This is a genomic window from Actinobaculum sp. 313, assembly GCF_003073475.1.
Classification (GTDB): Bacteria; Actinomycetota; Actinomycetes; order Actinomycetales; family Actinomycetaceae; genus Asp313.
On record NZ_CP029033.1, the window covers coordinates 2,037,689 to 2,059,512 of the forward strand.

19 protein-coding genes and 1 pseudogene are annotated in these 21,824 nt (G+C 60.1%); 9 read left to right on the top strand and 11 right to left on the bottom strand.

What is annotated here, in order from left to right; translation table 11 throughout:
• Positions 1-524: 524 nt before the first annotated feature.
• Genes gatB through gatC form a run of 3 tightly spaced genes read right to left on the bottom strand, consistent with a single transcriptional unit; the run spans position 525 to position 3,864 of the window.
• Positions 525-2,018, bottom strand: a complete 1,494-nt coding sequence (gene gatB / locus DDD63_RS08810; protein WP_108716052.1) for an Asp-tRNA(Asn)/Glu-tRNA(Gln) amidotransferase subunit GatB — start codon at positions 2,016-2,018, stop codon at positions 525-527.
• A complete protein-coding gene (gene gatA / locus DDD63_RS08815; RefSeq protein ID WP_108716053.1) occupies positions 2,018-3,568 on the bottom strand; it encodes an Asp-tRNA(Asn)/Glu-tRNA(Gln) amidotransferase subunit GatA in 1,551 nt (516 codons plus the stop codon). The genes gatB and gatA overlap by 1 nt, the downstream gene beginning before the upstream one ends.
• A complete protein-coding gene (gene gatC / locus DDD63_RS08820) occupies positions 3,568-3,864 on the bottom strand; it encodes an Asp-tRNA(Asn)/Glu-tRNA(Gln) amidotransferase subunit GatC (RefSeq protein ID WP_108716054.1) in 297 nt (98 codons plus the stop codon). Before gatC ends, gatA begins: the two co-directional genes overlap by 1 nt.
• Before the next feature lie 193 nt (positions 3,865-4,057).
• Here gatC and DDD63_RS08825 point away from each other — a divergent pair, with 193 nt between their 5' ends.
• Positions 4,058-5,227, top strand: a complete 1,170-nt coding sequence (locus DDD63_RS08825; protein WP_240611236.1) for a phospholipase D-like domain-containing protein — start codon at positions 4,058-4,060, stop codon at positions 5,225-5,227.
• 188 nt (positions 5,228-5,415) lie between these two features.
• Here DDD63_RS08825 and DDD63_RS13390 read toward each other — a convergent pair whose 3' ends face one another.
• Both DDD63_RS13390 and ligA read right to left on the bottom strand, forming a co-directional pair.
• Complete coding sequence (locus DDD63_RS13390) at positions 5,416-6,384, bottom strand: helix-hairpin-helix domain-containing protein (RefSeq protein WP_346426208.1); 969 nt, start codon at positions 6,382-6,384, stop codon at positions 5,416-5,418.
• Positions 6,384-7,874 (bottom strand): NAD-dependent DNA ligase LigA, encoded by a 1,491-nt coding sequence (gene ligA / locus DDD63_RS13395; RefSeq protein ID WP_346426209.1) that lies wholly within the window; start codon positions 7,872-7,874, stop codon positions 6,384-6,386. The genes DDD63_RS13390 and ligA overlap by 1 nt, the downstream gene beginning before the upstream one ends.
• A 27-nt stretch (positions 7,875-7,901) precedes the next feature.
• Between ligA and DDD63_RS08835 the strand changes: the two genes are divergently transcribed.
• Positions 7,902-8,774 carry an SOS response-associated peptidase gene (locus tag DDD63_RS08835; RefSeq protein ID WP_276308074.1) on the top strand — a complete coding sequence of 291 codons (873 nt, stop codon included), beginning with the start codon at positions 7,902-7,904 and terminating at the stop codon, positions 8,772-8,774.
• A gap of 114 nt (positions 8,775-8,888) precedes the next feature.
• Entirely contained in the window at positions 8,889-9,143 is a 255-nt protein-coding gene (locus tag DDD63_RS08840) for a WhiB family transcriptional regulator (protein ID WP_108716056.1), read from the top strand.
• Positions 9,144-9,350: 207 nt separating this feature from the next.
• Here DDD63_RS08840 and DDD63_RS08845 read toward each other — a convergent pair whose 3' ends face one another.
• The gene (locus DDD63_RS08845; RefSeq protein ID WP_108716057.1) at positions 9,351-10,790 is read right to left on the bottom strand and encodes a PAS domain-containing sensor histidine kinase; all 1,440 of its coding nucleotides are present in this window, start codon (positions 10,788-10,790) and stop codon (positions 9,351-9,353) included.
• 37 nt (positions 10,791-10,827) lie between these two features.
• Between DDD63_RS08845 and DDD63_RS08850 the strand changes: the two genes are divergently transcribed.
• The 4 genes from DDD63_RS08850 (at position 10,828) to DDD63_RS08865 (ending at position 13,623) form a co-directional block, all read left to right on the top strand.
• Positions 10,828-11,292 carry a DUF2505 domain-containing protein gene (locus tag DDD63_RS08850; RefSeq protein WP_108716058.1) on the top strand — a complete coding sequence of 155 codons (465 nt, stop codon included), beginning with the start codon at positions 10,828-10,830 and terminating at the stop codon, positions 11,290-11,292.
• Between the two features lie 266 nt (positions 11,293-11,558).
• Entirely contained in the window at positions 11,559-11,993 is a 435-nt protein-coding gene (locus DDD63_RS08855) for an Hsp20/alpha crystallin family protein (RefSeq protein WP_108716059.1), read from the top strand.
• Positions 11,994-12,262: 269 nt separating this feature from the next.
• Positions 12,263-13,066 (top strand): thymidylate synthase, encoded by an 804-nt coding sequence (locus tag DDD63_RS08860; RefSeq protein WP_108716060.1) that lies wholly within the window; start codon positions 12,263-12,265, stop codon positions 13,064-13,066.
• Positions 13,066-13,623, top strand: coding sequence for a dihydrofolate reductase (locus DDD63_RS08865; protein ID WP_108716061.1), 558 nt, complete (start codon positions 13,066-13,068; stop codon positions 13,621-13,623). The genes DDD63_RS08860 and DDD63_RS08865 overlap by 1 nt, the downstream gene beginning before the upstream one ends.
• Here the strand turns inward: DDD63_RS08865 and DDD63_RS08870 are convergent.
• Positions 13,517-15,583, bottom strand: coding sequence for an ABC transporter ATP-binding protein (locus tag DDD63_RS08870; RefSeq protein ID WP_205647231.1), 2,067 nt, complete (start codon positions 15,581-15,583; stop codon positions 13,517-13,519). The genes DDD63_RS08865 and DDD63_RS08870 overlap by 107 nt on opposite strands.
• Entirely contained in the window at positions 15,580-17,331 is a 1,752-nt protein-coding gene (locus DDD63_RS08875) for an ABC transporter ATP-binding protein (protein WP_108716062.1), read from the bottom strand. The genes DDD63_RS08870 and DDD63_RS08875 overlap by 4 nt, the downstream gene beginning before the upstream one ends.
• Before the next feature lie 132 nt (positions 17,332-17,463).
• Between DDD63_RS08875 and DDD63_RS08880 the strand changes: the two genes are divergently transcribed.
• Positions 17,464-18,042: a TetR/AcrR family transcriptional regulator gene (locus DDD63_RS08880; protein ID WP_108716063.1), complete on the top strand. Its 579-nt coding sequence runs from the start codon at positions 17,464-17,466 to the stop codon at positions 18,040-18,042.
• A 16-nt stretch (positions 18,043-18,058) separates the two neighbouring features.
• Here DDD63_RS08880 and DDD63_RS08885 read toward each other — a convergent pair whose 3' ends face one another.
• On the bottom strand, positions 18,059-18,769 hold the full coding sequence (locus tag DDD63_RS08885) for an SGNH/GDSL hydrolase family protein (protein ID WP_108716064.1): 711 nt from the start codon (positions 18,767-18,769) through the stop codon (positions 18,059-18,061).
• Positions 18,770-19,035: 266 nt separating this feature from the next.
• Positions 19,036-20,456 (bottom strand): annotated as a pseudogene (fumC, locus tag DDD63_RS08890) (class II fumarate hydratase).
• Positions 20,457-20,794: 338 nt separating this feature from the next.
• Between fumC and DDD63_RS08895 the strand changes: the two are divergent.
• Complete coding sequence (locus DDD63_RS08895; protein WP_108716066.1) at positions 20,795-20,980, top strand: hypothetical protein; 186 nt, start codon at positions 20,795-20,797, stop codon at positions 20,978-20,980.
• A gap of 75 nt (positions 20,981-21,055) precedes the next feature.
• Here DDD63_RS08895 and DDD63_RS08900 read toward each other — a convergent pair whose 3' ends face one another.
• Complete coding sequence (locus DDD63_RS08900; RefSeq protein WP_164505510.1) at positions 21,056-21,817, bottom strand: class C sortase; 762 nt, start codon at positions 21,815-21,817, stop codon at positions 21,056-21,058.
• Positions 21,818-21,824 lie beyond the last annotated feature (7 nt).

Here is a 21,824-nt window from a genome sequence, read left to right on the forward strand (position 1 = left end):
ACCGTCCCCGCAATGACCTGGGGATCTACATAAGTCCGGCCCTTATGCTAGTCGGCATCCGCGTAATTCGGAATAGTTGCTCACGCCGATGCAGCCAGCAGTTCGCTGTGGGCGTTGTGGCCACCTGTGGCTGGTACTCCCCAGCTGCAGCTCGCACCCCGCGCATGACCTGCGCAACGTCTTGCACGCACCGAGTCTGCACCTGCCGCAGTGCGAACTGGCTGAAAATCACCGGTTCGGCAACGCCCGGGGTGGAGCAGCGCTCGTCTTTTACACCGCCAGTACTTTTGCGCACTCAGGGGACATCATGACGAGTCCGTGGTTGATGCCCTGGTGCAGAGTACTTCTGCCTAATCAGGCATGCGTACCGTACCTTGTGCGTCAAAACCTCATAGCGCAAACGTGAGGACGGGCCCGTCAATCGGACCCGCCCTCGTCGCACCTTCTCCGAAGAGGTCGCTGGCTTCGTCTCGCAGCCGACCACCATCCCCTTCGTCAAACTACTGGCGAGGCTCCACGGCGGACTACTGGCAGCGCTCCATAACCAGCTCACGCACACGTGCCGCGTTGGCCTTACCACCGGTCGCCTTCATCACGGCACCGACAATGGCTCCCGCCGCCTGCACCTTGCCGTTCCTGATCTTCTCCACCACATCCGGATTGGCGGCAAGCGCCTCCTCCACGGCGGCAACCAGGGCACCGTCGTCGGAAACCACTTCCAAGCCACGCGCGGCAACTACCTGTGACGGTGTGCCTTCACCCGCCAACACGCCCTCGAGCGCCTGACGGGCCAATTTGTCGGTCAGCTTGCCCTCCTGCACCAACGTGTCCAACTCGGCCACATCGGTCGGGGTAACAGGGGCAGCATCCAGTGGTAGATCCTGTTCCTTCGCGAAACGAGCTATATCGCCCATCCACCATTTGCGTGCACCGGCCGGTGTTGCGCCAGCACGCACCGTCGCCTCCACCAAGTCCAGGGCGTCGGCATTCACGAGGTCTCTGAGCTCTTCCGCTGACAGGCCCCACTCTTCCTTCACGCGGCGACGACGGGCAGCCGGTAGTTCGGGAAGCGATGCGCGGATCTGCTCCACCCATTCCGGCGGCGAGACGACGGGCAACAGATCGGGCTCCGGGAAATAGCGATAATCCTCTGCATCGGACTTCACTCGCCCAGCAGATGTCGTCCCATCTTCCTCGTGATAATGTCTAGTCTCTTGTACCACGCTTCCCCCGGCGGCGAGAATCGCCGCCTGCCGCTGGATCTCGTACCGCACCGCGGCCTCAATCCCCCGGAAGGAGTTCACGTTCTTCGTTTCGGTACGGGTTCCAAAGGGCGCATCGGGGCTCTCCCGCAAGGAGACATTGACATCGGCACGAACATTACCACGCTCCATTCGCGCTTCCGAGACGCCCAACGCCCGGAAGATGTCACGCAGCGAACGCACATAGGTCGCCGCGATCTCCGGCGCATTCCTCCCCACTCCGGTAGCCGGGTGAGAGACGATCTCCACGAGGGGCACTCCGGCTCGGTTGTAATCCACCAGGGAGTACTGGGCGCCTTGGATACGCCCGGCGTCGCCGCCGACATGGATGTTCTTACCGGCGTCCTCCTCCATATGAGCGCGCTCGATCGGGAACCGGTACGTCGAGCCGTCGGCCAGATCGAGGTCCAAGTGGCCCTCATAAGCAATGGGTTCGTCAGACTGCGAGGTTTGGAACGCCTTCACAAGGTCGGGATAGAAGTAATTCTTACGGGCAAAGCGGCAGGACTCTGCGATTGAACAGTTCAATGCCAAGCCGATCTTCACCGCATACTCCACCGCGGTTCGGTTCATCACCGGAAGAGAACCCGGAAGCCCCAATGACACCGGCGTGACGTACGTATTCGGCTCCCCGCCGAACACGTTCGGTGCGCCGTCGAACATCTTTGTCTTCGTTCCCAGTTCGACGTGAACCTCCAACCCAATCACCGGATCGAAGCGGGCCACGGCCTCATCAAAATCCATCAACTCATCCATCAGGCGTTCTCCTCCCACTGAGCAGCCGGGCTGCTGGCGGCAAGCGGCGTTCCCAAGCCTGCCTCCAATGCACCCGCGATACGGTACATCACGTCGTCGCCCTGTGCCGGCGCCAGCACCTGAAATCCGACCGGTAGGCCGTCCTCGGCAAGTCCCGACGGCAGCGAAAGCCCTGGAACACCGGCCAAATTGGCCGGAATCGTGGCGATGTCATTGAGGTACATAGCCATGGGATCATCCATCTTCTCCCCGAAGGCGAACGCAGTGGTGGGCGCGGTCGGCGATACGAGTACATCCACCTGGGCGAAGGCCTGGGCAAAGTCACGCTGCACCAATGTGCGCACCTTCTGCGCGCTGCCGTAATACGCATCGTAGTATCCGGCCGAGAGCACATGCGTTCCCAAGATGATCCGCCGCTTGACCTCGTCACCAAACCCTGCCTCACGAGTGGCCGCCATAACGGTCTCAGCGGTCACCGGACCTTCCGTCGGCTCGACGCGCATGCCATAACGCATTCCGTCGAAACGAGCCAGGTTAGAGGATGCCTCCGCCGGCATGATCAAGTAGTAGGCCGCGAGAGCGTAATCGAAGGACGGGCATGACACTTCGACAACCTCCGCTCCCAATGCCCGCAGTACGTCGACGGCGCAGCGGAAGGAAGCGAGCACACCCGCCTGGTAGCCCTCACCGGAAAGCTCTTTCACAACTCCGATGCGCACACCAGCCAACGGCGTGTTCTCCGACGACGACGGCGCGTCCGTGCCTCTTCCGGCCGCACTCGCGGCATCGCTCACAATACGTTCAAAGGACGGCACCGGCTCATTCAACGATGTGGAGTCATAGGGGTCATAGCCGCCGATGACTTCCTGCAAGGCCGCCGCGTCCGCAACGGTACGTGCCACCGGGCCGATCTGATCAAGAGACGATGCCATGGCCACCAAGCCGTAGCGGGACACCGCGCCATAGGTGGGCTTTACGCCGACCGTGCCCGTTACGGCGGCTGGCTGTCGGATCGACCCGCCGGTGTCCGACCCGAGGGCCAATGGCACCATGTAAGCGCCCACCGCAGCCGCTGACCCGCCACCCGATCCTCCTGGGATGCGTCCAAGATCCCACGGATTGCGGGTAGGTCCAAAGGCGGAGTGCTCGGTGGACGAGCCCATCGCAAACTCATCCATATTCGTCTTGCCCACAATCGGCATCCCGGCTTCCCGCAGGCGCGTGACCACCGTAGCGTCATAGGGAGGCAGCCAGCCCTCCAGAATCTTCGAAGCGCAAGTTGTCGGCTTGCCCTGGGTCACCATATTGTCCTTGACAGCGACCGGCACTCCGGCGAGTCTTCCCAGAGGTTCACCCGCCGCGCGGCGGGCATCAACGTCACGCGCGGCGGCAAGCGCACCGGCGTCGTCGACGTAAAGGAATGCATTCACCCTCTCGTTGACGGCGTGAATACGCTCCAGGCACGCCTGCGTCAATTCGACCGACGTAATCTGACCCGCTGCCAGCATGTCCGCCAGTTCAAGAGCAGACTTTGTCAGGAGTTCGTTCATTATTCCTCCCCCAAGATCTGCGGTACAAGGAATTTGCCATCCTCGCTGGCCGGAGCGGCGGCAAGAACCTCGGAGCGGTCCAGAGTCTCGACGGCGATATCCTCTCGCATGACGTTGGTGAGAGGAATCGGGTGACTGGTAGCCGGAACATCCGGAGTAGCCACCTCGGAGACCTTCGCGGCAGCCGACGCAATAACATCGAGCTCACCCGCCAAACGCTCAATCTCCTCCGGGGTCAAGGCTATTCGTGCGAGGCGCGCCACACGGGCAACCTCGTCTGCTGAAATTGACGACATGGTCCCATGTTACGTGTTATCCGCCATCTCGTGCCGCACGGCGTAACAGTCGACGACATCGTGCCGTTTCCACCTTCGAGCGTACTGACCGGTACAGTAGTCGCATGTCCTTACACCACAAGCCCCCACGGGAACAGCTCACCCGCGCACTGAAATGGGGGCAATCGGCCTGGTTGGTCTACAGGTGGGCGCCTTGGCATCTGTCTGGACCGTGGATGCCATGCGCAAGCGGCGTACGCCTCAAAGCGGGACATTCCCTCATTTGCCACCGCAGCACACCACGGTGGGCAGCGATGAGATGACTATCTACACCTACGGGCGTGACCTCTATGACGCCATGTTGCGCGATATCAGCGCAGCGAAAGATCACATTTACTTCGAGTGTTTTATCGTTAAGGCCGACGAAACCGGTGAAGAGTTCCGTGATGCACTTATTGCCGCCGCCCGCCGTGGCGTGGAAACCTACGTCATTCTTGACACCTGGGGAAATGCCAACCAGGACCCGCGATTCCGCCACTTTCCCAAGATGAAACACCTGCACGCCATGAACTTCCCCTTCGTGCGCACCGGACTTCTAACCGGGCGCTCTCGTGACAAGGGGCGAGACCACCGCAAGATCCTCAGCGTGGATGGCAAAGTCGGCTACATCGGCGGATATAACATTGGCGACCTTTACGCGCATCACTGGCGCGATACCCACGTCCGCATCGCCGGGCCTGCAGCCTGGGAGGCGGAAGACTCCTTCATTGAGATGTGGAACGCCTATCGAAAAAGGGATCACCCGCAATTGTCTAGCACCAGTGACCACCAGTGGAACTCACGGATCCGTTCGATCGTCAACACTCCGGCTCAGAATGTCTATCCGATCAGTGCCCTGTACATGGAGGCGCTAAGTCGCGCTTCCCGGCGTGCTTGGATCACCATGGGATATTTCATCCCCGACGAGCCGATGCTGGCGGCGCTGACCAATGCGGCCCGGCGCGGAGTTGATGTGCGAGTACTCATCCCGGAATATTCCAATCACATTTATGCCGACTGGGTTGGGCGTCCGCACTATGACGCACTGCTTCGCTCGGGCGTCAAGCTTTTCCTGTTCGAGGAGGCTATGGTTCACGCCAAGACTATGACCGTGGATGGCAAATGGTCTACCGTAGGCACCGCCAATATCGATAGGCTCTCGCTACGCGGCAATTTCGAAATCAATGTCGAAGTGTTCGACGACGGCTTTGCGGCGGCCATGGAGCGCATCTTCGAGGTCGATCTGCTTAACTCGCACGAATTAACGCGCGAGATGTGGGAATCACGGGGTCCCTTGCCGCGAGTCACGGAGAGAATCCTGCGCCCCTTGGCGCCCTTGTTGTAAGCATTGGCGCAGCCGAGCTCGGTGCGGGCACTCAGCAAAGTAACACGGTAGGGTATGCCCCGCCCGCGTCGCACAGGCGAGCCGCGCTGCGCTGCCGAGGCAGACTCTTCCGCGCCCACCTCCGGCCGCTCCCTCCCCTAACGATTGGCGATGGCCTCCCGCATGCCCGAAACAGCCCGGATCGCTTATCACTCGGCAGCAGGAAGTACTCCCGTGGCCAAAAGCTCTGCAAACTGATCCTCATCCAGTGTCGGCACCCCCAAACTGGAGGCCTTCATAGCCTTTGACCCCGGATTATCACCGACGACGACGGCAGTTGTCCGCTTCGAAACGGAACCTGCCGCCCGGCCACCATGCGCGATGATGACCTCCTTCACGCCGTCGCGCGTGTAACCGGCGAGGGTGCCGGTCGCAACAATCGTCATTCCGGCCAGGGTTTGCGGCACCGCTGCACCGCCAGCCCCAGATTCTTCGGCCGCGGCATTGGCGTCATCGGCAAAACTCACCCCGGCCTTCCGCCAGCGCTCAACAATGGTGGTGTGCCAGTCTTCCTCGAACCAACGCAGGAATGACTCGGCAATAACCTCGCCGATGCCCTCCGCCTGCGAGAGTTCCTCCAGACTGGCAGCGCGCATCTGGTCAAGCGAGTGGTATGAGGCGACAAGTGCGCGCGCCGTCGTCGGACCGATATGACGAATGGATAGTGCGACGAGTTGCCGCCACAGTTCCTTCGATTTGGCAGCCTCAAGCTCCTCCAGCATTTTGACAAGCGTTTTTCCCGGCTGCGACGGCTTCACCAGCTGCGGGTGTCCGCGACGCGGATACTTCCATTCAGGCTTGGTCCAGGCCGCCCTCACGCGGCGAAAATCACCTGTTTCTTCCCCGCGGGTACGAACCGGCCGCCAGACCCATACATCCTTGACATCCTCGGCTTGCAGCGCGAACAGCCCGGCCTCGTTCGCCAATATCGGTTCCTGCGCCGCCGGAATGCCGAGTTCTCGCTGCACGGCTGCCGGGATAATCTCCGGGTGCAGTACCGCTCCATCCTCGTTGATCACATTGCGGTCCCGCAACCATTGTGCGCTTGCAGCAATGCTTGTCTCTCGCCCGGTTGCAGGGTCTTCTACCAGCAGCTTATGCCCGGTGAGAAGAGCCATCAGCGCGTCGGGGCGTCGTCGTTCTGGATCGGTGAGCCACAGTGCCGTCTCCTCCCCAGTGTTTCGATATCCAAGGCGCTACGGGCGCCGATATGAGCAACGCGTTCGGCCAACTGCGCCGGGCATGATCGCGCATTCGGGCAGCGCAAGTCGACATCGTTTTCCTTGGCCGGGGCCAGTGCCGTCCCGCAGGACGGGCACTGCGTCGGCATATGCCATTCAATCTCCGAGCCGTCACGAGCAGCTACGACGGGGCCCACCACTTCCGGGATGACATCGCCGGCCTTGCGCAGGACCACCATGTCACCGATCAACACGCCCTTGCGCGCGACTTCTTGTTGGTTGTGCAACGTTGCCAGGGCCACCGTGGACCCCGCAACGCGAATCGGCTCCATCACGGCGAAGGGAGTTACTCGACCGGTGCGGCCGACCTGGACCTGTATATCGAGCAGCCGCGTCTCAACCTCCTCTGGCGGGTACTTGTACGCCACCGCCCAGCGCGGAACACGAGAGGTGGCGCCGAGGCGCTGCTGCAAGGCACGGTCATTGACTTTCAATACCGCGCCATCAATCCCGTGCAGGAGCGTGTACCGGGCGTCAGCATAGGCTGAGATGAAGCGCTCGATATCCTCCCAACTGGACACCAGCTCTGTATAAGGCGAGACGGGAAGTCCCCAGGACGCGAAGGCTTCGTAGACGCCGTCCTGCGTTGCGAGCCTACCGACCATTGCGGCAGAGGCTCCGGAGACGGCTCCCACGCCATGGGCAATGAACGAGAGCGGGCGCGAAGCCGTAACGCGCGGATCCTTTTGACGCAGCGATCCCGCTGCCGCATTACGCGGATTGGCGAATACGCGGGCATTGGCCGCGCGCAATCGCTCATTGAAGGCGGCGAACTCCGCCAGCGGGAAGAACACCTCTCCCCGCACTTCCATGACGTCGGGGTAATCAGCTCCCGAGAGCTGCTCGGGAATTGCAGCGATGGTGCGCACATTACGAGTGACATCCTCACCGGTCACACCATCACCCCGCGTTGCCGCCACTGTCAGGCGCCCCTGCTCGTAACGTAGATTCAGCGCAAGACCATCGATCTTCACCTCGGCCGTACAGGCAAGCTCACTAACGCCGCTCGGGAGATCGGCGACGACGCCGTCGTACCACTCGTGTAGTTCCGCAAGAGAGAAGACATCCTGTAAGGAGAAAAGACGCTCGAGATGACGAACGGGCGGGAATCCCGTGGCGGCGGGAGCGCCGACCGTCTGCGCCGGGGAGGTATCCACAGCGAGCTGCGGGTATGCTTCCTCAATCGCTCGCAACTCGCGGATCATACGGTCATAGCGCTCGTCGGTCATCAACGGGTTCGTACCTGAATGGTAGGCCTCCTGCGCCGACCGCAGCAGTGTTGCGAGCTCTTCCCACCGCTGCGTCGCAGCATCGATGTTATCGGGAACTACAAGGGTGTCCGCCAGGGGCTCAGTCTCGTTTGCCACGCAACTATTGTGGCGCATACTGGTTTCATGTGCGGTCGCTACGCTCAGTTCATGTCTCCCGGCGATATCCAGTTGGCCTTCAACCTGGCCTCGTTGCCGAGCCGTGCGGGCCAGGCTGAGCAACTCGGCGGTGCTCAACCACCCGAAGACGAAAGGCAACCGGGGGCACCCGTGGCCCCACCTCTGCGGCAGCGCGTTGACAACAGGGACGATACACTGCGGGAATGGCCGACACCCTCATGGAATGTCTTCCCAACCCAGAATGTGCCCATCATCGTCGAGCACATTGCTAAAGGCGATTGCACCGCCCGCCGGGAACTGTATCTAGCGCGGTGGGGTCTGGTACCGCCATGGGCCAAAAGCCCGGACAAGGGACCACAACTGATTAACGCGCGCATCGAGACCGCTGCACAGAAACGCACCTTCGCGCCTTCACTTGCTTCCCGCCGCTGTATTGTCCCGGCCAACGGGTATTTCGAATGGCGAACGACGGCGCGCGGCAAGTCGGCCTACTACATTCGCGACGACGAAGCTCTTGCCTTCGCCGGCCTTTATTCGTGGTGGAAACAACCCGATAACAGGTGGCTTCTGACTACGACCATCCTCACTCGCGCCGCTGCGCCACCCCTCGATGGGATTCATCCTCGCACCCCAGTTATCCTCGAACCCGAGGAGTACGGAGCCTGGTTGAAGCCACAGCTACAAGACATGGAGCAGGCAGTGGCACTCGTGAAGAGGCCGAACCGCACTCTCACCGCAGTCAGGGTCTCCCCCGCCGTCGGCAGTCCGCGGCATAACACCCCAGAGAACGTGGTGCCACTAGACGAGCGGCAACTGCACCCGTGTGCACATGAAAGCTCCGATTCACCCGGCGAACAGGGTGCAAGATCACTCTTTTAGCTCTTTACGCCGACGAACAAACCTGTCACGCTTAATAGCGGAATTCGGCATCACGCACAGCTGAGCGTTCTTTACTTGTGTGTGTTGCTCACAGGAGGCAAAGGAGAAACCCTCATGGATTGGCGTCATCGGGCAGCTTGTCTGACTGAAGACCCGGAACTCTTCTTCCCTATCGGGAACTCGGGGCCCGCCATAGCGCAGATCGAACAGGCCAAGCGTGTATGCAACACGTGCGAGGTCTCCGATATCTGCCTCAAATGGGCCCTGGAGACCGGGCAGGATGCCGGTGTTTGGGGTGGACTCTCAGAGGATGAGCGCCGCTCCTTGAAGCGCCGCACCGCGCGCGCACGCCGTTCCAGCGTCAGCTGAGCCGCGTGAGCGTCGTATCGCTACAAAATGCCTAGAACTGACTAAACCACGAGGGCCGGTCCAGCGACCGGCCCTTTTCCTTTGCCCGCATCCGGACTTCGCCCGCGCCAACCGAATCCCTGCCGCGCAGGTGAATGCCTGTAGTACAGGCAAGCACCCGCGGCACGGTCGGTGCTGAACAAAGCCAGCACTCCCAGGGGCACCCGGTCACCTATTGATCGATCTCCGCTTCGATATGAACGCGAGTTCCCCACCGGCACGCTGCAGCCAATTGATCGATCCGCGCAGTTCGCCCTCCACGAGGGTACGCACCACCTTCGTCCCCAGCCCGCTCCCGCGACCGACATCACGCGGATTCACGCTCACACCATCGTCCTCCACATCAACGCTGAGGAAATCGTCCTCCCGCCGCGCGGTTACCGTGAGGTGCCCACCTTCGGGTAAGCCATGCTCGATGGCGTTGGTGACGAGCTCATTGAGGATCACCGCTAGCGCCGTCGTCTGGTTGGCACCAATGCGCCCGAACGAGCCTCGTAGCGTGGATGCAACCACCACACCCGTTGCTGCGATATCCGTGGACATACGCAGCAGAGGCGCGAACACGTCGTCGAATATCACGTGTTCGTCAATGGTCTGCGACAGAGTCTGATGGACAAGAGCGATGGTGGCGACCCGTCGCTGCGCGTCCTCCAGGGCCTGTTTCGTCTCCTCGTTGGATGCCCGCCGCGATTGCATTCGCAACAAGGCCGAGACCGTCTGCAGATTGTTCTTCACCCGATGGTTGATTTCCCTGATGGTGGCATCCTTGGTAATAAGCTCCTGTTCGCGGTGTCGCAACTCGGAGATATCACGGCACAGAAGAATGGCTCCTAAACGCGTACCGTGTTCAAGCAACGGAACCGCTCGCAGCGACAGAATCACGCCGTGTACCTCAAGTTCACACATCCATGGGGCTTTTCCCATCAGCACCACCGGAAGCGATTCGTCCACCGTCGAGTGGTTTTCAATCAAGTCGGGCACCACTTCCGCTAGAACCTGACCCGCGAGGGAGCCCAGCACTCCGATACTGTGGAAGTTCGAGTTGGCGTTCGGACTGCCGTAGACGACGCTTCCTTCCGTATCCAGACGAATGAATCCATCAACCACGCGCGGTGTGCCATGACGATAACCCGTGGGGCTTCCGTCAAACGGGTACTCACTGGTTGTGACCATACGAAGCAGAGCCTCGGCAATATCGCCGTAATTCGACTGGAACTGTGCCGGAACGCGGTCCGGCATGAGTGCACCGGTGACCGCTAGGACCGCGATGGTGCGCTCCTCACGCCGTACCGGATACATGTCCACACGCACGGTGTCCCAGTCCTCACCGCGGGCACGTTCGCTCTTCCATACGGCCGCGGCGAGATACTGTTGATCCGGCGTAGCGTCGCGTCCGACGACGTCGTCGTCGAACAGGGTTGCGGCCGTTGCCGGACGGCACTGGGCAACGATCGTGAATGACCCGCTATCGTCTGGCACGAGTAGCAGGAGGTCTGAGAACGAGAGGTCACTGATGATCTGCCAGTCGCCCACAAGTAGGTGCAACCACTCGCGGTCGACCGACGTGAGGTGCGGAGCGCGTCTGAGGATATTCGTCAATGATGGCACTCAACAAGAATAGGCCCAATCAGGCACAATAGAGACCATGCAGATCAAACACAGCTTGACCTTCGAGGCCACCACCGAGCAAATCATCGCCGCCCTGTTATCCGAAGAGCTTGCCGCCAAGCGTATGGCACTGTTCGGAGTCACCGACTTCACTCACCGGATTGACGGCACGACGGCAACTACAGATGCGACCGTCCCGCCCGAGAAATTCCCCAGCCAAGTACGCAGCTTCCTCAAGTCTGCGGCGCATGTCACAGTGACACAACAGGCTGGCGGAGATGTGATCACACTGAGCGTCGATCCGCACGGCCTGCCCGCCGAGTTGGCCGGCACGATTGAACTCACGGCGGGTAGCCCGACTGTGGCCGAACTCGTCGCCGACCTGAAGGTGCGGATCCCCATCGTTGGCGGCAAGATCGAACGAAAGGCGTCTGATCGTGTGGGCCGTCTGCTCGCACGCGATCAACAACTCGTCGCCGAGGTGATCTCCGAACGCGGCTGAATGGCGCAATCACCGACGAAGCTGCACCGAGAAACTCCTTAGTCCTCAACCGGCCGGCGTGTACTTAGCCGGCCGGTTCTCTATGCCGCGTGACGCCTGCGAAACGGCCAGTACCACCGCATGCACCGGCCCGCTCAACCGCTTTTCATCTTGAGCGAATTCGGCTCAACTCTACTTGCGGAATACTGACTCATAGATGTACGTTGTTCTCAGTGAACGGGAAACATCCCGCCCAGCTTTGAACTGAACATTTGGAGATGAACACTATGGCTACTTTCAGCACCGACCCCTTCCGGGAGCTTGAGCGGATCATGACCGGCGCCATGCGCAACCCCGGTTCCACGGCGATGCCGATGGACCTGTACCGCAAGGGCGATACCTTTGTCGCCCAGATTGATCTGCCCGGCGTGGATCCGAGCACCATTGATATCGACATTGACGACCGCACCCTCACGGTGCGGGCCGAGCGTAAGGCCGATGCAGATGCCGACCTCAAGTGGCTCTCTCGCGAGCGTCCAGCTGGTACATTCGCGCGCCAGCTGACACTCGGCTACGGGCTGGCCTTGGACAAGATCAGTGCAGACTATCGCGACGGTGTGCTCACACTGACTCTGCCCGTGAGTGAGGAGTCCAAGCCGCGCAAGGTCACGGTCTCGCACTCCAACGGCGGTCATGTGATCGACGCCGGTACGGCCGAGTAAACCACGCATTCATGGTGCAATTGTGGCCCCGATTCCTCGGGGCCACAATTTGTTCTGCCCCGTCTTTGCATCCGTTAAACATCCACGTATTGGCCAACCCATGGCGTCGCGGTTTCCGTGCCGTTTACTCGGGCGCCCACAACCACCGCAACGTACAACCGCGGCATGCAACCGCGGCATGCAACCGCGGGCCGTGTCCGCGGTGCAGCTTCGTACCGCTGCGTAGTGGCATGCCGCGTGGGACGTCGCGATCAGGTTAGACTCGTCCCATGGGAAGCAACCGCGCATACGAAGATCTACTTGCAGACGTGTTGGAGCATGGCGCCACCAAAACTGATCGCACCGGAACCGGCACGCTTTCCGTATTCGGACGGCAGCTTCGATACAACCTCTCCGCCGGATTCCCGCGTATCACGACCAAATTCGTGCCGATGAAGGCTATCAAGGGCGAGTTGCTCTGGTTCCTTTCGGGCGCAACTAACGTGCGGTGGCTGCAGGAAAACGGAATTACCATCTGGGATGAGTGGGCAGACGATAACGGCGAACTTGGCCCGGTTTACGGCTACCAGTGGCGCAGCTGGCCCACTCCTGACGGCGGGCATATTGACCAGATCGCGAGTATCATCGACCAACTGCGTACGACGCCCGACTCCCGCCGCCTTGTTGTCTCAGCTTGGAATGTCGCCAATTTAGCGGATATGGCATTGCAACCCTGCCACGCCTTCTTCCAGTTCTACGTAGCCGACGGAAGGCTTTCCTGCCAGCTGTATCAACGCAGTGCCGATCTTTTCCTCGGCGTGCCATTCAACATCGCCTCTTATGCCCTTCTCACCCACATGGTCGCGCAGCAAACCGGTTTCGATGTCGGTGACTTCGTGTGGACCGGCGGCGACTGCCACATCTATCTGAATCACATCGATCAGGTTAAAGAACAACTCACGCGCACCCCGTACCCCTTCCCGACGTTGCGCCTGCGGAAGGCTCCCTCCATCTTCGAGTATCAGATGGACGATATTGATGCCTCTGCGGGCTACCAGTATCACCCGGCTATCAAAGCGCCCGTAGCGGTCTAATGCTCGCCTTGATTTGGGCGCAGGCGCGCGACGGCGCCATCGGCGCAGCGGGAACCATCCCCTGGCACGTACCGGAAGATATGGCGCTCTTCCGCCGAATGACGAAGGGACATCCGGTGATTATGGGACGCCGCACCTGGGAGTCACTCGCGCAGCCATACCGTCCGCTGCCGGGACGGCAGAACATCGTCATCAGTTCTTCCGTGGGCTTCCGCGCTCCTGGTGCAGCCGTTACCCATTCACTCGCCGAGGCTTTCGAACTGGCAGCCACAACAGGTTCCGATCTGACCTGGATCATGGGAGGTGCGCAGCTCTATGCGGCGGGACTCCCCCATGCCGAGATTCTTGTGGTCACCGAACTCGACATCTCCGTGCCAGAAGCCGACGCCTTCGCGCCGCCCATCGGCCCACGGTGGCGACTTCACCGCGTGGACCCCCCACGCGGCTGGCTCACGTCACGAAGCGCGAACGGTATCCACTACCGATTCTGCGTATACCGCAGAGACGATGTCGAAAGAGCCGCCGTGGATGCCGTACTCCCCCGCTTGGTAGGGTGACCGTCGGCTCTCGACGCCGCCGACTACTCCAAGGCGTGCCCTCCGGCCGGCTCAGTAACGGCAGTCGCCCCCTGGCCCACCGGATCGAACTGGGAGTTGTACAGTTCGGAGTAGAAACCACCCTGTGCCAGCAGTTCGTCGTGCTTCCCGTCTCCACAATGTCACCGTCACGCATAACGAAAATGACATCCGCATTGCGGATTGTGGAAAGGCGGTGCGCGATCACGAAACTTGTGCGACCCTGCATCAGCGAGTCGAGTGCTTCCTGAATGATGATCTCCGTACGTGTGTCAATGGAGGAAGTCGCCTCGTCCAGGATCAGCAGCGGGTTGTCGGCAATCATCGCGCGCGCAATGGTCACCAACTGCTTCTGACCGGCGGATAGCTGCGTATCCTCACCCATGACGGTGTCATAACCCTGTGGCAACTGCTGCACCAACTCGCGCAAGCCCACCTCGTCGATCACCGCGTCCAAACGCTCCTGGCTGACGCCCTCAGTGCGGTAGACGATGTTCTCACGGAAAGTGCCTTCGAATAGCCACGTATCCTGCAACACCATCGAGAAGAGGGAGTCTACGTCCTCCCGGCGCATATCCGTGGTAGGAACGCTATCGATAAGGATCCTGCCACCGTCGACCTCGTAGAAGCGCATAAGCAGATTGACCATCGTCGTCTTGCCGGCACCGGTGGGTCCCACTATAGCAACCTTCTCACCGGCCTTGACCCGGGCAGAGAATCCGTGGATGATCTCACGATCCGGCGAGTAGCCGAAACGGACGTTCTCGAAGGTGACATCACCCCGTACTGCGGGAGTGCCAACGGGCTTCTCGGACTCGTCAGCCAGCTCCTCCTCTTCCAACAGCTCGAACACGCGTGTTCCCGCCGCGGACGCACTCTGGAAGCTTGTGGCCGCCTGCGCGATATTCGACAGCGGGTTGGTGAACAGGCGGATGTATATCATGAACGAGACGATCACACCAATTGGGATCACCCCGTTAATCACCAGAACCGCTCCGACGATACAAACGACGACGTAGCCGAGATTTCCGACGAACGTCATAATCGGCATCATCAGTCCGGAGAGAAACTGTGCCCGCCACGAACTGTGGAAGAGCGACATATTCCGCGCATGGAACTCATCACGCATCTCTTTTTCCGCATTGAAGGCGCGTACCACATTATGACCGGCGAAGGTCTCCTCCACATGTCCGTTCAGTGCTCCAAGCTTCCGTTGCTGCGCGACGAAATGCGGCTGGCTCTTCGTCATAATGAACAACGCGAGCATGAAGCCCACCAGCGCCGCCGCGATTCCAGATAGCGCCATGCGCCATTCCGTCACGAACATCATGACGGCCGAGCCGATGATCGTGACAACACCGGTGATGATATTCGAAATCGAACTGTTGAGCGTCTGCGAGAGCGTGTCAACATCATTCGTCACGCGTGAGAGCGTGTCGCCATAACTCGTGCGATCAAAATAAGACAACGGCATTCGGTCGATCTTATGGTCGATCTCCCGCCGCATGATTTGCGAGGTACGCTGCGTGGCTACGGCCATAATGCGTGCCTGTGCGAAGGAGAAGACAAAGCTACCCGCCAGGATGAGGCCGAAAATGAGCGACAGATGCCGTACCCGGCCCATATCAATAGAGTCGCGCAGTCCCACTTCAATGGTGTCCGTAATGTCACCGAGGTAATCCGGTGAGATAACCGCGAGTACGGCGCCGATGATCGCTAAGAGAAGTGCTACTATCATGGCCGCCCAGTATGGACGAGCGTAGGCAAGCATCTTCTTCAGGGTCGGGACGATCTCGTCCAAGGAGACCTTTTCCGTACTGCGCTGCGGCCCGTGACCACTGGGAGTCGGCGGGGCGCTGGAGCGCAATTCCTTCTCGCGTGCCTTCTCCGCCTTACGCATTCCCTCTCGGGCGGAAGAAATCTGCTCGGTCCGCGAATTCATGCCAGTTCCTCCTCACTGAGCTGGGAACGTGCGATGTCTTGGTATACGGAATTGCTCGCCATGAGCTCCTCATGCGTACCCGACCCGACGATTCGCCCCTTGTCTACCACGAGGATGCGATCTGCGGCGCGCACCGTTCCGATACGTTGCGCCACGATCAGCACTGTTGCGTCTGCGGCGAACTGTCGCAGCGCGGCGCGCACGTCGCGATCAGTACGGTAATCAAGTGCGGAGAAGGAATCGTCGAAGATGAGAATCTCGCTCTGGCGCGCAACCGCCCGTGCAATTGACAGGCGCTGCTTCTGACCACCGGAGAAGTTGGTACCACCGCGTGCCACGTGGCTGGCGTAACCGGCCTCCTTGCGAACAATGAACTCGGACGACGCAGACACATCTGCCGCGTCGACAATATCCTCGGCCGTAATCTCATGGTTCGAGGAACCGAAGTCGATATTAGAGGCGATTGTGCCGGAAAAAAGCGTCGCGCGTTGCGGGACGTAACCAATACGATCACGCAAGGCGGACTGTTTCCATTCGCGCACATCGACCCCGTCTACCAGCACATTGCCACCAGACACGTCGTAGAAACGCAGGATGAGATTCACGATCGAGGATTTGCCCGAGCCGGTGGCTCCAATAATCGCCACCGTTTGTCCGGGCTGAACCGTGAAGTTGATGTCGTGCAGGGCTGCGTCGTCGGCGTCGGGATAGCGGAAGTCGACATGCCGGAACTCGATCTGACCCTTCTGCCCGGCGCGGCGCACAATTGCACCATCCTTGATCGAGGGTTCTGTGTTCAGCACCTCGCGAATGCGGCGCGCAGCCACCTGTGCACGCGGAAGCATGATGAAAATCATCGCCAACATCATGAACGAGGCAACAACCTGGATGGCATAAGAAGTGAACACGATCATCTGCGAGAAAAGCTCGATCTTGTCCGTGCCACTCGCGGTCTCAATCATCCCGGCACCGAGCACGTAGATGGCCAGCGACAGTCCCGACATAATCGCGTTGAGGGCGGGCATCAGGAATGCCATCCATCCCATGATGAACAGATTCGTGTCCGTCAACTCGGTGTTCGCAGCCTCGAATCGCTTGCCGTGGAACTTTTGCGCACCGTACGCCCGGATGACGCGCAATCCGGTGAGATGCTCGCGCGTGACACGGTTGAGGTCATCGGTAATGCGCTGCATTTGCATCATCCGCGGCATCACAAGTAGAACCAGACCGCCCAGCAACAGCAACTGTACGGCGACGGCGACACCGGTCGCGGCCGTCCATGTCAGGTTCTTTCCAGCGATCTTAATGACGGCCCAAACCGCCATAATCGGCGCTTTTACGGCGATCTGCAGGCCCATAACCACGAACATCTGCACCTGAGTGACATCATTGGTGGAGCGTGTGATTAGGCTGGCGCTGGTGAAATGATTGACCTCGGCATGAGAGAAGGCGAGCGTCTTATCGAACACCGCTCCCCGCAAACGTCGAGCGAGGACCGCGCCGACCATTGCCACACAGTAGCCGGTTACGACGGCGCAGAGCATGGAGCCCAACGCACAGGCCAGCATCTTGCTGCCTTCACGAAGAACGTCGGATAGCTCGCTGCCGGGTGAGACGATAATCGCAGTGACGCTGGACATATAGTCCGGCAGCCGCAGATCTAGATAGACCTGAGAAATGATGAAGGCGAGGGCGACAATTGCCAGTGCCCACTCCCCGCCTTTCATATGCCTGAAGATGACGTTCATTCATCCCATCCTGTTTGGTGTCCGTCGCGCACACCACTATTCTCTTCTTAAGACATTCGTATCAACGGTACAGTTGTATCAACAACGTGGCATACTGTCAAAGACCAACGGTCCGGAGAATGGAGACACACGATGGCGCGACAGGCGCGCACCACCGAGAACCTCAAACAGCGCATAGCTGATGCCCTGCTTGACCTGCTTGCCGAGAGGCCTCTCACCGAGATTTCCGTATGTGCGATCACTGATCGCGCCGACGTCGGCCGTGCCACATACTACCGCCATTTCACATCCAAAAAAGAGGTGATCACCTACAAGTTGCAGACGATCTTCGAGCCGTTATTCGCCCCGGCAGGATCGTTGGCGGAATACGGCAGGCAGCACAGCCCCACGCAACTCATCCTCGCCTACACGGAGCATCTACTGCACCACAAGGCCGCCCTGGAGACGATTTACAGCGCCGACCTCGGCTACATGCTTTTCGCCTACCTGTATTACGAGCGCGAGGCACAAGGTGACGACGACGTCGCGCGCTATCGCCACGCTATACGTGCCGCCATGCTCTTCGCCATTACTGACCAGTGGATCACTTCCGGATTCGCGAAGTCTCCGAGCGATCTCGCCCGTCTCCTCACCGTGGACGTCATTCCGTACCACGGTCATGCGAAGTTTCAGCCCGCTGCCGACCACGGCGATGCCCGCACCCCGCACTAGCCGCTAGTCGGAGCCGTCATGCAACCTGTCGCATTCCCGAAACAACAAGTTCAGCCGCCATCTCGTAGCCACGTGGTCCCGGATGGAAGCCGTCGGTCGCCCAGAAGCCATCGACTAGGGGAACATGGGTCACGTCAATGTATGTGACTCTGCGCGAGGCGCACAGTTCCCGGCTGATCGCGGTCTGCTCATCCATACGGCGACCAAGTTCGCGACGCAAGGCGCGCGGCAGCTTCGGAGCATTGTGTAGCTGTCCAGCACTGCACAGCACAGTCCGTGTGGCGCGCTCTCCCGCCATGGCAAGAACCGCATCCAGCTCGCTAGCCCATTCCTTGGCGTTACGTCCCGCCAGAATATCGTTTGATCCCGCCGAGAGGAATAAGACATCGGCGTGGCCACTCATCTCGGGCAGTAACCGGTGCCGGACTCGGCGCATGGTGGCACCGAGTTTGGCGTGGGTCTCCCATGCCACCGGACGTTCCGTGTCGTTCGACAAACGCGCAGCGATGCGAGGAGTGAGTGAATCCGCTTGATCGGCAGTTCCACACCCGGCGACCAAGGAATCCCCCACCGCCACGAGTCGAAGTACCTTGCGCGGTAACAAGCGGGTCTGGTCAACCGCGGTGACAATACCGTCGCGTGCTCCCGGTGGCTCCGGAGCGAGCTTGACGTGGTCGCGCGCCCACATTGCTTCAGCCATGATGATCGGACGCTCAAGAAAGTTCATGGTTCGCGATTCTACGCCGTCGGCCAAGAAACATATCGGGCCGAGGTGAAAATAACTCGCGTTTCACACCTAATGCCACTTGAGTTGCCGCGGGTACGCAGGCCAAGTGCGTGCGAAGGTCGCGCTACCCCGTCATAGGGAGCTGGCCCCGGGCATACGCAAAGGAACCCGGCCAGCGCGACCGAGGACGAAGCCGAAGAACTGCCCCGGGCGTACGGGCCCAGGGGCAGCTATATCACTCACTTTCTACCGCAATAGCTGGCCGATCATTCGTCAGCAGCGCTCGGATGGGTCATGTCAGCCGGCACCACCCATCGATCAAAGTCATCGGCCGAGAGGAAGCCCAACTCCAGTGCGGACTCACGTAACGAGATCCCCTTGTGGTGGGCGTTCTTGGCGATCTTCGATGCCTTGTCGTAGCCGATGTGGCGGTTAAGCGCCGTTACCTGCATCAGGTTGATCTCCAAGTTATGCGCGATTTTCTCGTTGTTCGGCTCAATACCCACCGCACAATGATCGTTGAAACTCACGCAGGTGTCACCAAGGAGCCGGATTGACTCCAGCACGCACCATGCCATAACCGGTTTGAACACATTGAGTTGGAAGTTGCCCTGTGATCCGGCGAAACCCACCGTCGCATCGTTTCCGAAGACCTTGGTGGCGACCATCGTCATTGCTTCACACTGAGTGGGGTTCACCTTGCCGGGCATAATCGAACTACCAGGCTCGTTTTCCGGGATGAGCAGTTCACCGATTCCGTTGCGCGGACCGGAAGCGTACCAACGCACGTCATTCGCTATCTTCATCAAAGCATCGGCCAGCACACGCAACGCGCCAGAAACCTGGACGAGAGCATCATGCGCCGACAGAGAGGCGAAGAGATTCTCGGCCTGCGTGAACTCAATCCCCGTCTCCTTCGAGATATACGAGGCTGCCAGCGGACCGAAGTCGGGATGAGAGTTCAGTCCAGTTCCGACAGCTGTTCCGCCGATCGCGAGCTCGCGTGCACGCGAGTCGGCGTACTCAATTCCGTCCAACGCGAAGTCGATCTGGGCCACCCACCCGGAGATTACCTGCCCCAAGGTGATCGGAGTGGCGTCCTGCAAATGAGTGCGTCCAACCATCACCACATCTGCGTACTGCTCCGCCTTCGCCGCCAGGGTATCGCGCAGCACCCGCACCTTCGGGTACATATTGGCCAGCTCGCACACGACGGCGATATGCATCGCCGTCGGGAAGGTGTCATTGGACGACTGGCCACGGTTGACATGATCGTTCGGATGAACGGGACTCTTCGAGCCGCGCTCTCCTCCTGCCAGCTCAATAGCGCGGTTGGAAATCACCTCATTTGCGTTCATGTTCGACTGGGTTCCAGAACCTGTCTGAAACACGACCAGGGGAAATTCCTCGTCCAGTTCACCGGAAATCACATCGTCCGCAGCGCGGGTGATGAGATCCGCGACATCGGCCGGAAGCTCTCCCAGTTCGCCGTTGGCTTGCGCTGCCGCCTTCTTGAGAATACCGAGAGCCCGTACCATCGGCCGCCCCCACACGAAGGTGTCACGTCCAATGTCGAAGTTGTGGAGGCTGCGCTCCGTCTGGGCCCCCAGTAGCGGACGGCCGGCACCTCTACAGTGCCCATGGAATCCGATTCAATACGCGTCTGCGCGCTGTTATCTGTAGCCATGCCACAAGGTTACCCTGTTGCGGCGACGTGAAAACCGGTCTCCCGTCCCGGAAAACAAAGCACTGATGCGTTGGAACCCGGCAGAACCAGTCTCGACGGCCCCGGCAGAACCAGTCTCCACGCAAAACCAACTATCAGTTTGGGTTTACTCCTTGCCATTAGTCGACGCGCGGCGATATGCTTACATGTCTGTATCTATTGCAGATAGCGCGCAGGCTACTGCGTGTCGGCGTCTTAGCCGGCTATGTCGCGATGACGCCTCCGGGCGGCGGCGCGCAAACTACGAAGCACATAGGCGTTGAGCCTCACCGCTCCGCCATTTGGAGAGAGGAAGAGAGATGAGCACGAACAAGAAGAATACGAAAGACGTACATCTGGTCAATCAGGCGGCGGCCGAGTTGGAATCGGCTCGCACCGAGTTTGCCAGTCTTGGTCAGTCGGCATCTGCGTCCCGCGCGGAGCGTGCGCTGGCACGCCTGGCGGCCGCTGAGGAGCGCTGGCAGCACGTCAATCGCGCGGCATAAGCGGGGCCTGCCTGAGACAGGACGCTCTTGCGCACGTGAGTGGGTGCCCACCAATTCGATGGGTACCCACTCTTCTTACCCGTCTTGGAGCCGGGCCTCATCAACCTCATTCATCGGAACGCGACTGCCACGTACCAACAAACGATGGGAGTTCGTTGCCCGCGGAGTCGTCGTCATCAAGGTCACATAGTCCTTGCCCTCAGTAATCGTAAGATCAGGGACCTTTTTGGGGAGCACAGTTCGGACCTGATCAACGCGGTAGGTGAGCGTCTGCCCGGCAACCTCAACAAGAATGACATCCTCTTCTTCCACCTTGTCCAGATGGTCGAATAGGGTGGCATCACTTCTCCCGGTGGCACCCGCGATAATCGTGTGCGTTGACGTCCCCCCGACCGGCAGGGAAGAACCAAGCACGTGCACAGCGCCATTCGCGCCCGGCCGACCGCCGCAGTCACGTCGCACTGGCAGATCAATTCCCGCCGCCGGAACCCGTACGCGTGCCAGAATCTCCGAGTTGGAGAGCTGCCCGGCATAGTCCACATACTCGCCGTTCGTCGGCTCCGCATCCTTCTCGGAAACCTCCGCGAAAGGGTCGGAGATGCCACTACCATCTAGAGTCTGATTGTACGAACGGACACGTACGAGCAGGTTCTCTCGCTCCGCCGGGTCGGTTTGCCCCATTGCAGCGCTGTAGCGAGCAGCTGCGCTTCTGTTTTGTGCGTTGTGGTAGTGCACCACAAGCGTCGAGTAAGCCAACAGCACCACGAGAATCAGCGCGAATACGGATGGCACGATCCATGCCGTCCATCCGCGCCTTATTGCCGACAACCGATACACCCCGATA

Excerpts from the sequence above, each read along its gene's own strand:
- DDD63_RS08860 (WP_108716060.1), top strand. The coding sequence starts at position 12,263 with ATGGGAAGCAACCGCGCATACGAAGATCTACTTGCAGACGTGTTGGAG.
- DDD63_RS08865 (WP_108716061.1), top strand. The coding sequence starts at position 13,066 with ATGCTCGCCTTGATTTGGGCGCAGGCGCGCGACGGCGCCATCGGCGCA.
- gatC (WP_108716054.1), bottom strand. The coding sequence starts at position 3,864 with ATGTCGTCAATTTCAGCAGACGAGGTTGCCCGTGTGGCGCGCCTCGCA.
- DDD63_RS08875 (WP_108716062.1), bottom strand. The coding sequence starts at position 17,331 with ATGAACGTCATCTTCAGGCATATGAAAGGCGGGGAGTGGGCACTGGCA.
- DDD63_RS08855 (WP_108716059.1), top strand. The coding sequence starts at position 11,559 with ATGGCTACTTTCAGCACCGACCCCTTCCGGGAGCTTGAGCGGATCATG.
- DDD63_RS08840 (WP_108716056.1), top strand. The coding sequence starts at position 8,889 with ATGGATTGGCGTCATCGGGCAGCTTGTCTGACTGAAGACCCGGAACTC.
- DDD63_RS08885 (WP_108716064.1), bottom strand. The coding sequence starts at position 18,769 with ATGAACTTTCTTGAGCGTCCGATCATCATGGCTGAAGCAATGTGGGCG.
- gatA (WP_108716053.1), bottom strand. The coding sequence starts at position 3,568 with ATGAACGAACTCCTGACAAAGTCTGCTCTTGAACTGGCGGACATGCTG.
- DDD63_RS13390 (WP_346426208.1), bottom strand. The coding sequence starts at position 6,384 with ATGGCTCTTCTCACCGGGCATAAGCTGCTGGTAGAAGACCCTGCAACC.
- DDD63_RS08835 (WP_276308074.1), top strand. The coding sequence starts at position 7,902 with ATGTGCGGTCGCTACGCTCAGTTCATGTCTCCCGGCGATATCCAGTTG.
- DDD63_RS08850 (WP_108716058.1), top strand. The coding sequence starts at position 10,828 with ATGCAGATCAAACACAGCTTGACCTTCGAGGCCACCACCGAGCAAATC.
- DDD63_RS08895 (WP_108716066.1), top strand. The coding sequence starts at position 20,795 with ATGAGCACGAACAAGAAGAATACGAAAGACGTACATCTGGTCAATCAG.
- DDD63_RS08880 (WP_108716063.1), top strand. The coding sequence starts at position 17,464 with ATGGCGCGACAGGCGCGCACCACCGAGAACCTCAAACAGCGCATAGCT.
- DDD63_RS08870 (WP_205647231.1), bottom strand. The coding sequence starts at position 15,583 with ATGAATTCGCGGACCGAGCAGATTTCTTCCGCCCGAGAGGGAATGCGT.
- gatB (WP_108716052.1), bottom strand. The coding sequence starts at position 2,018 with ATGGATGAGTTGATGGATTTTGATGAGGCCGTGGCCCGCTTCGATCCG.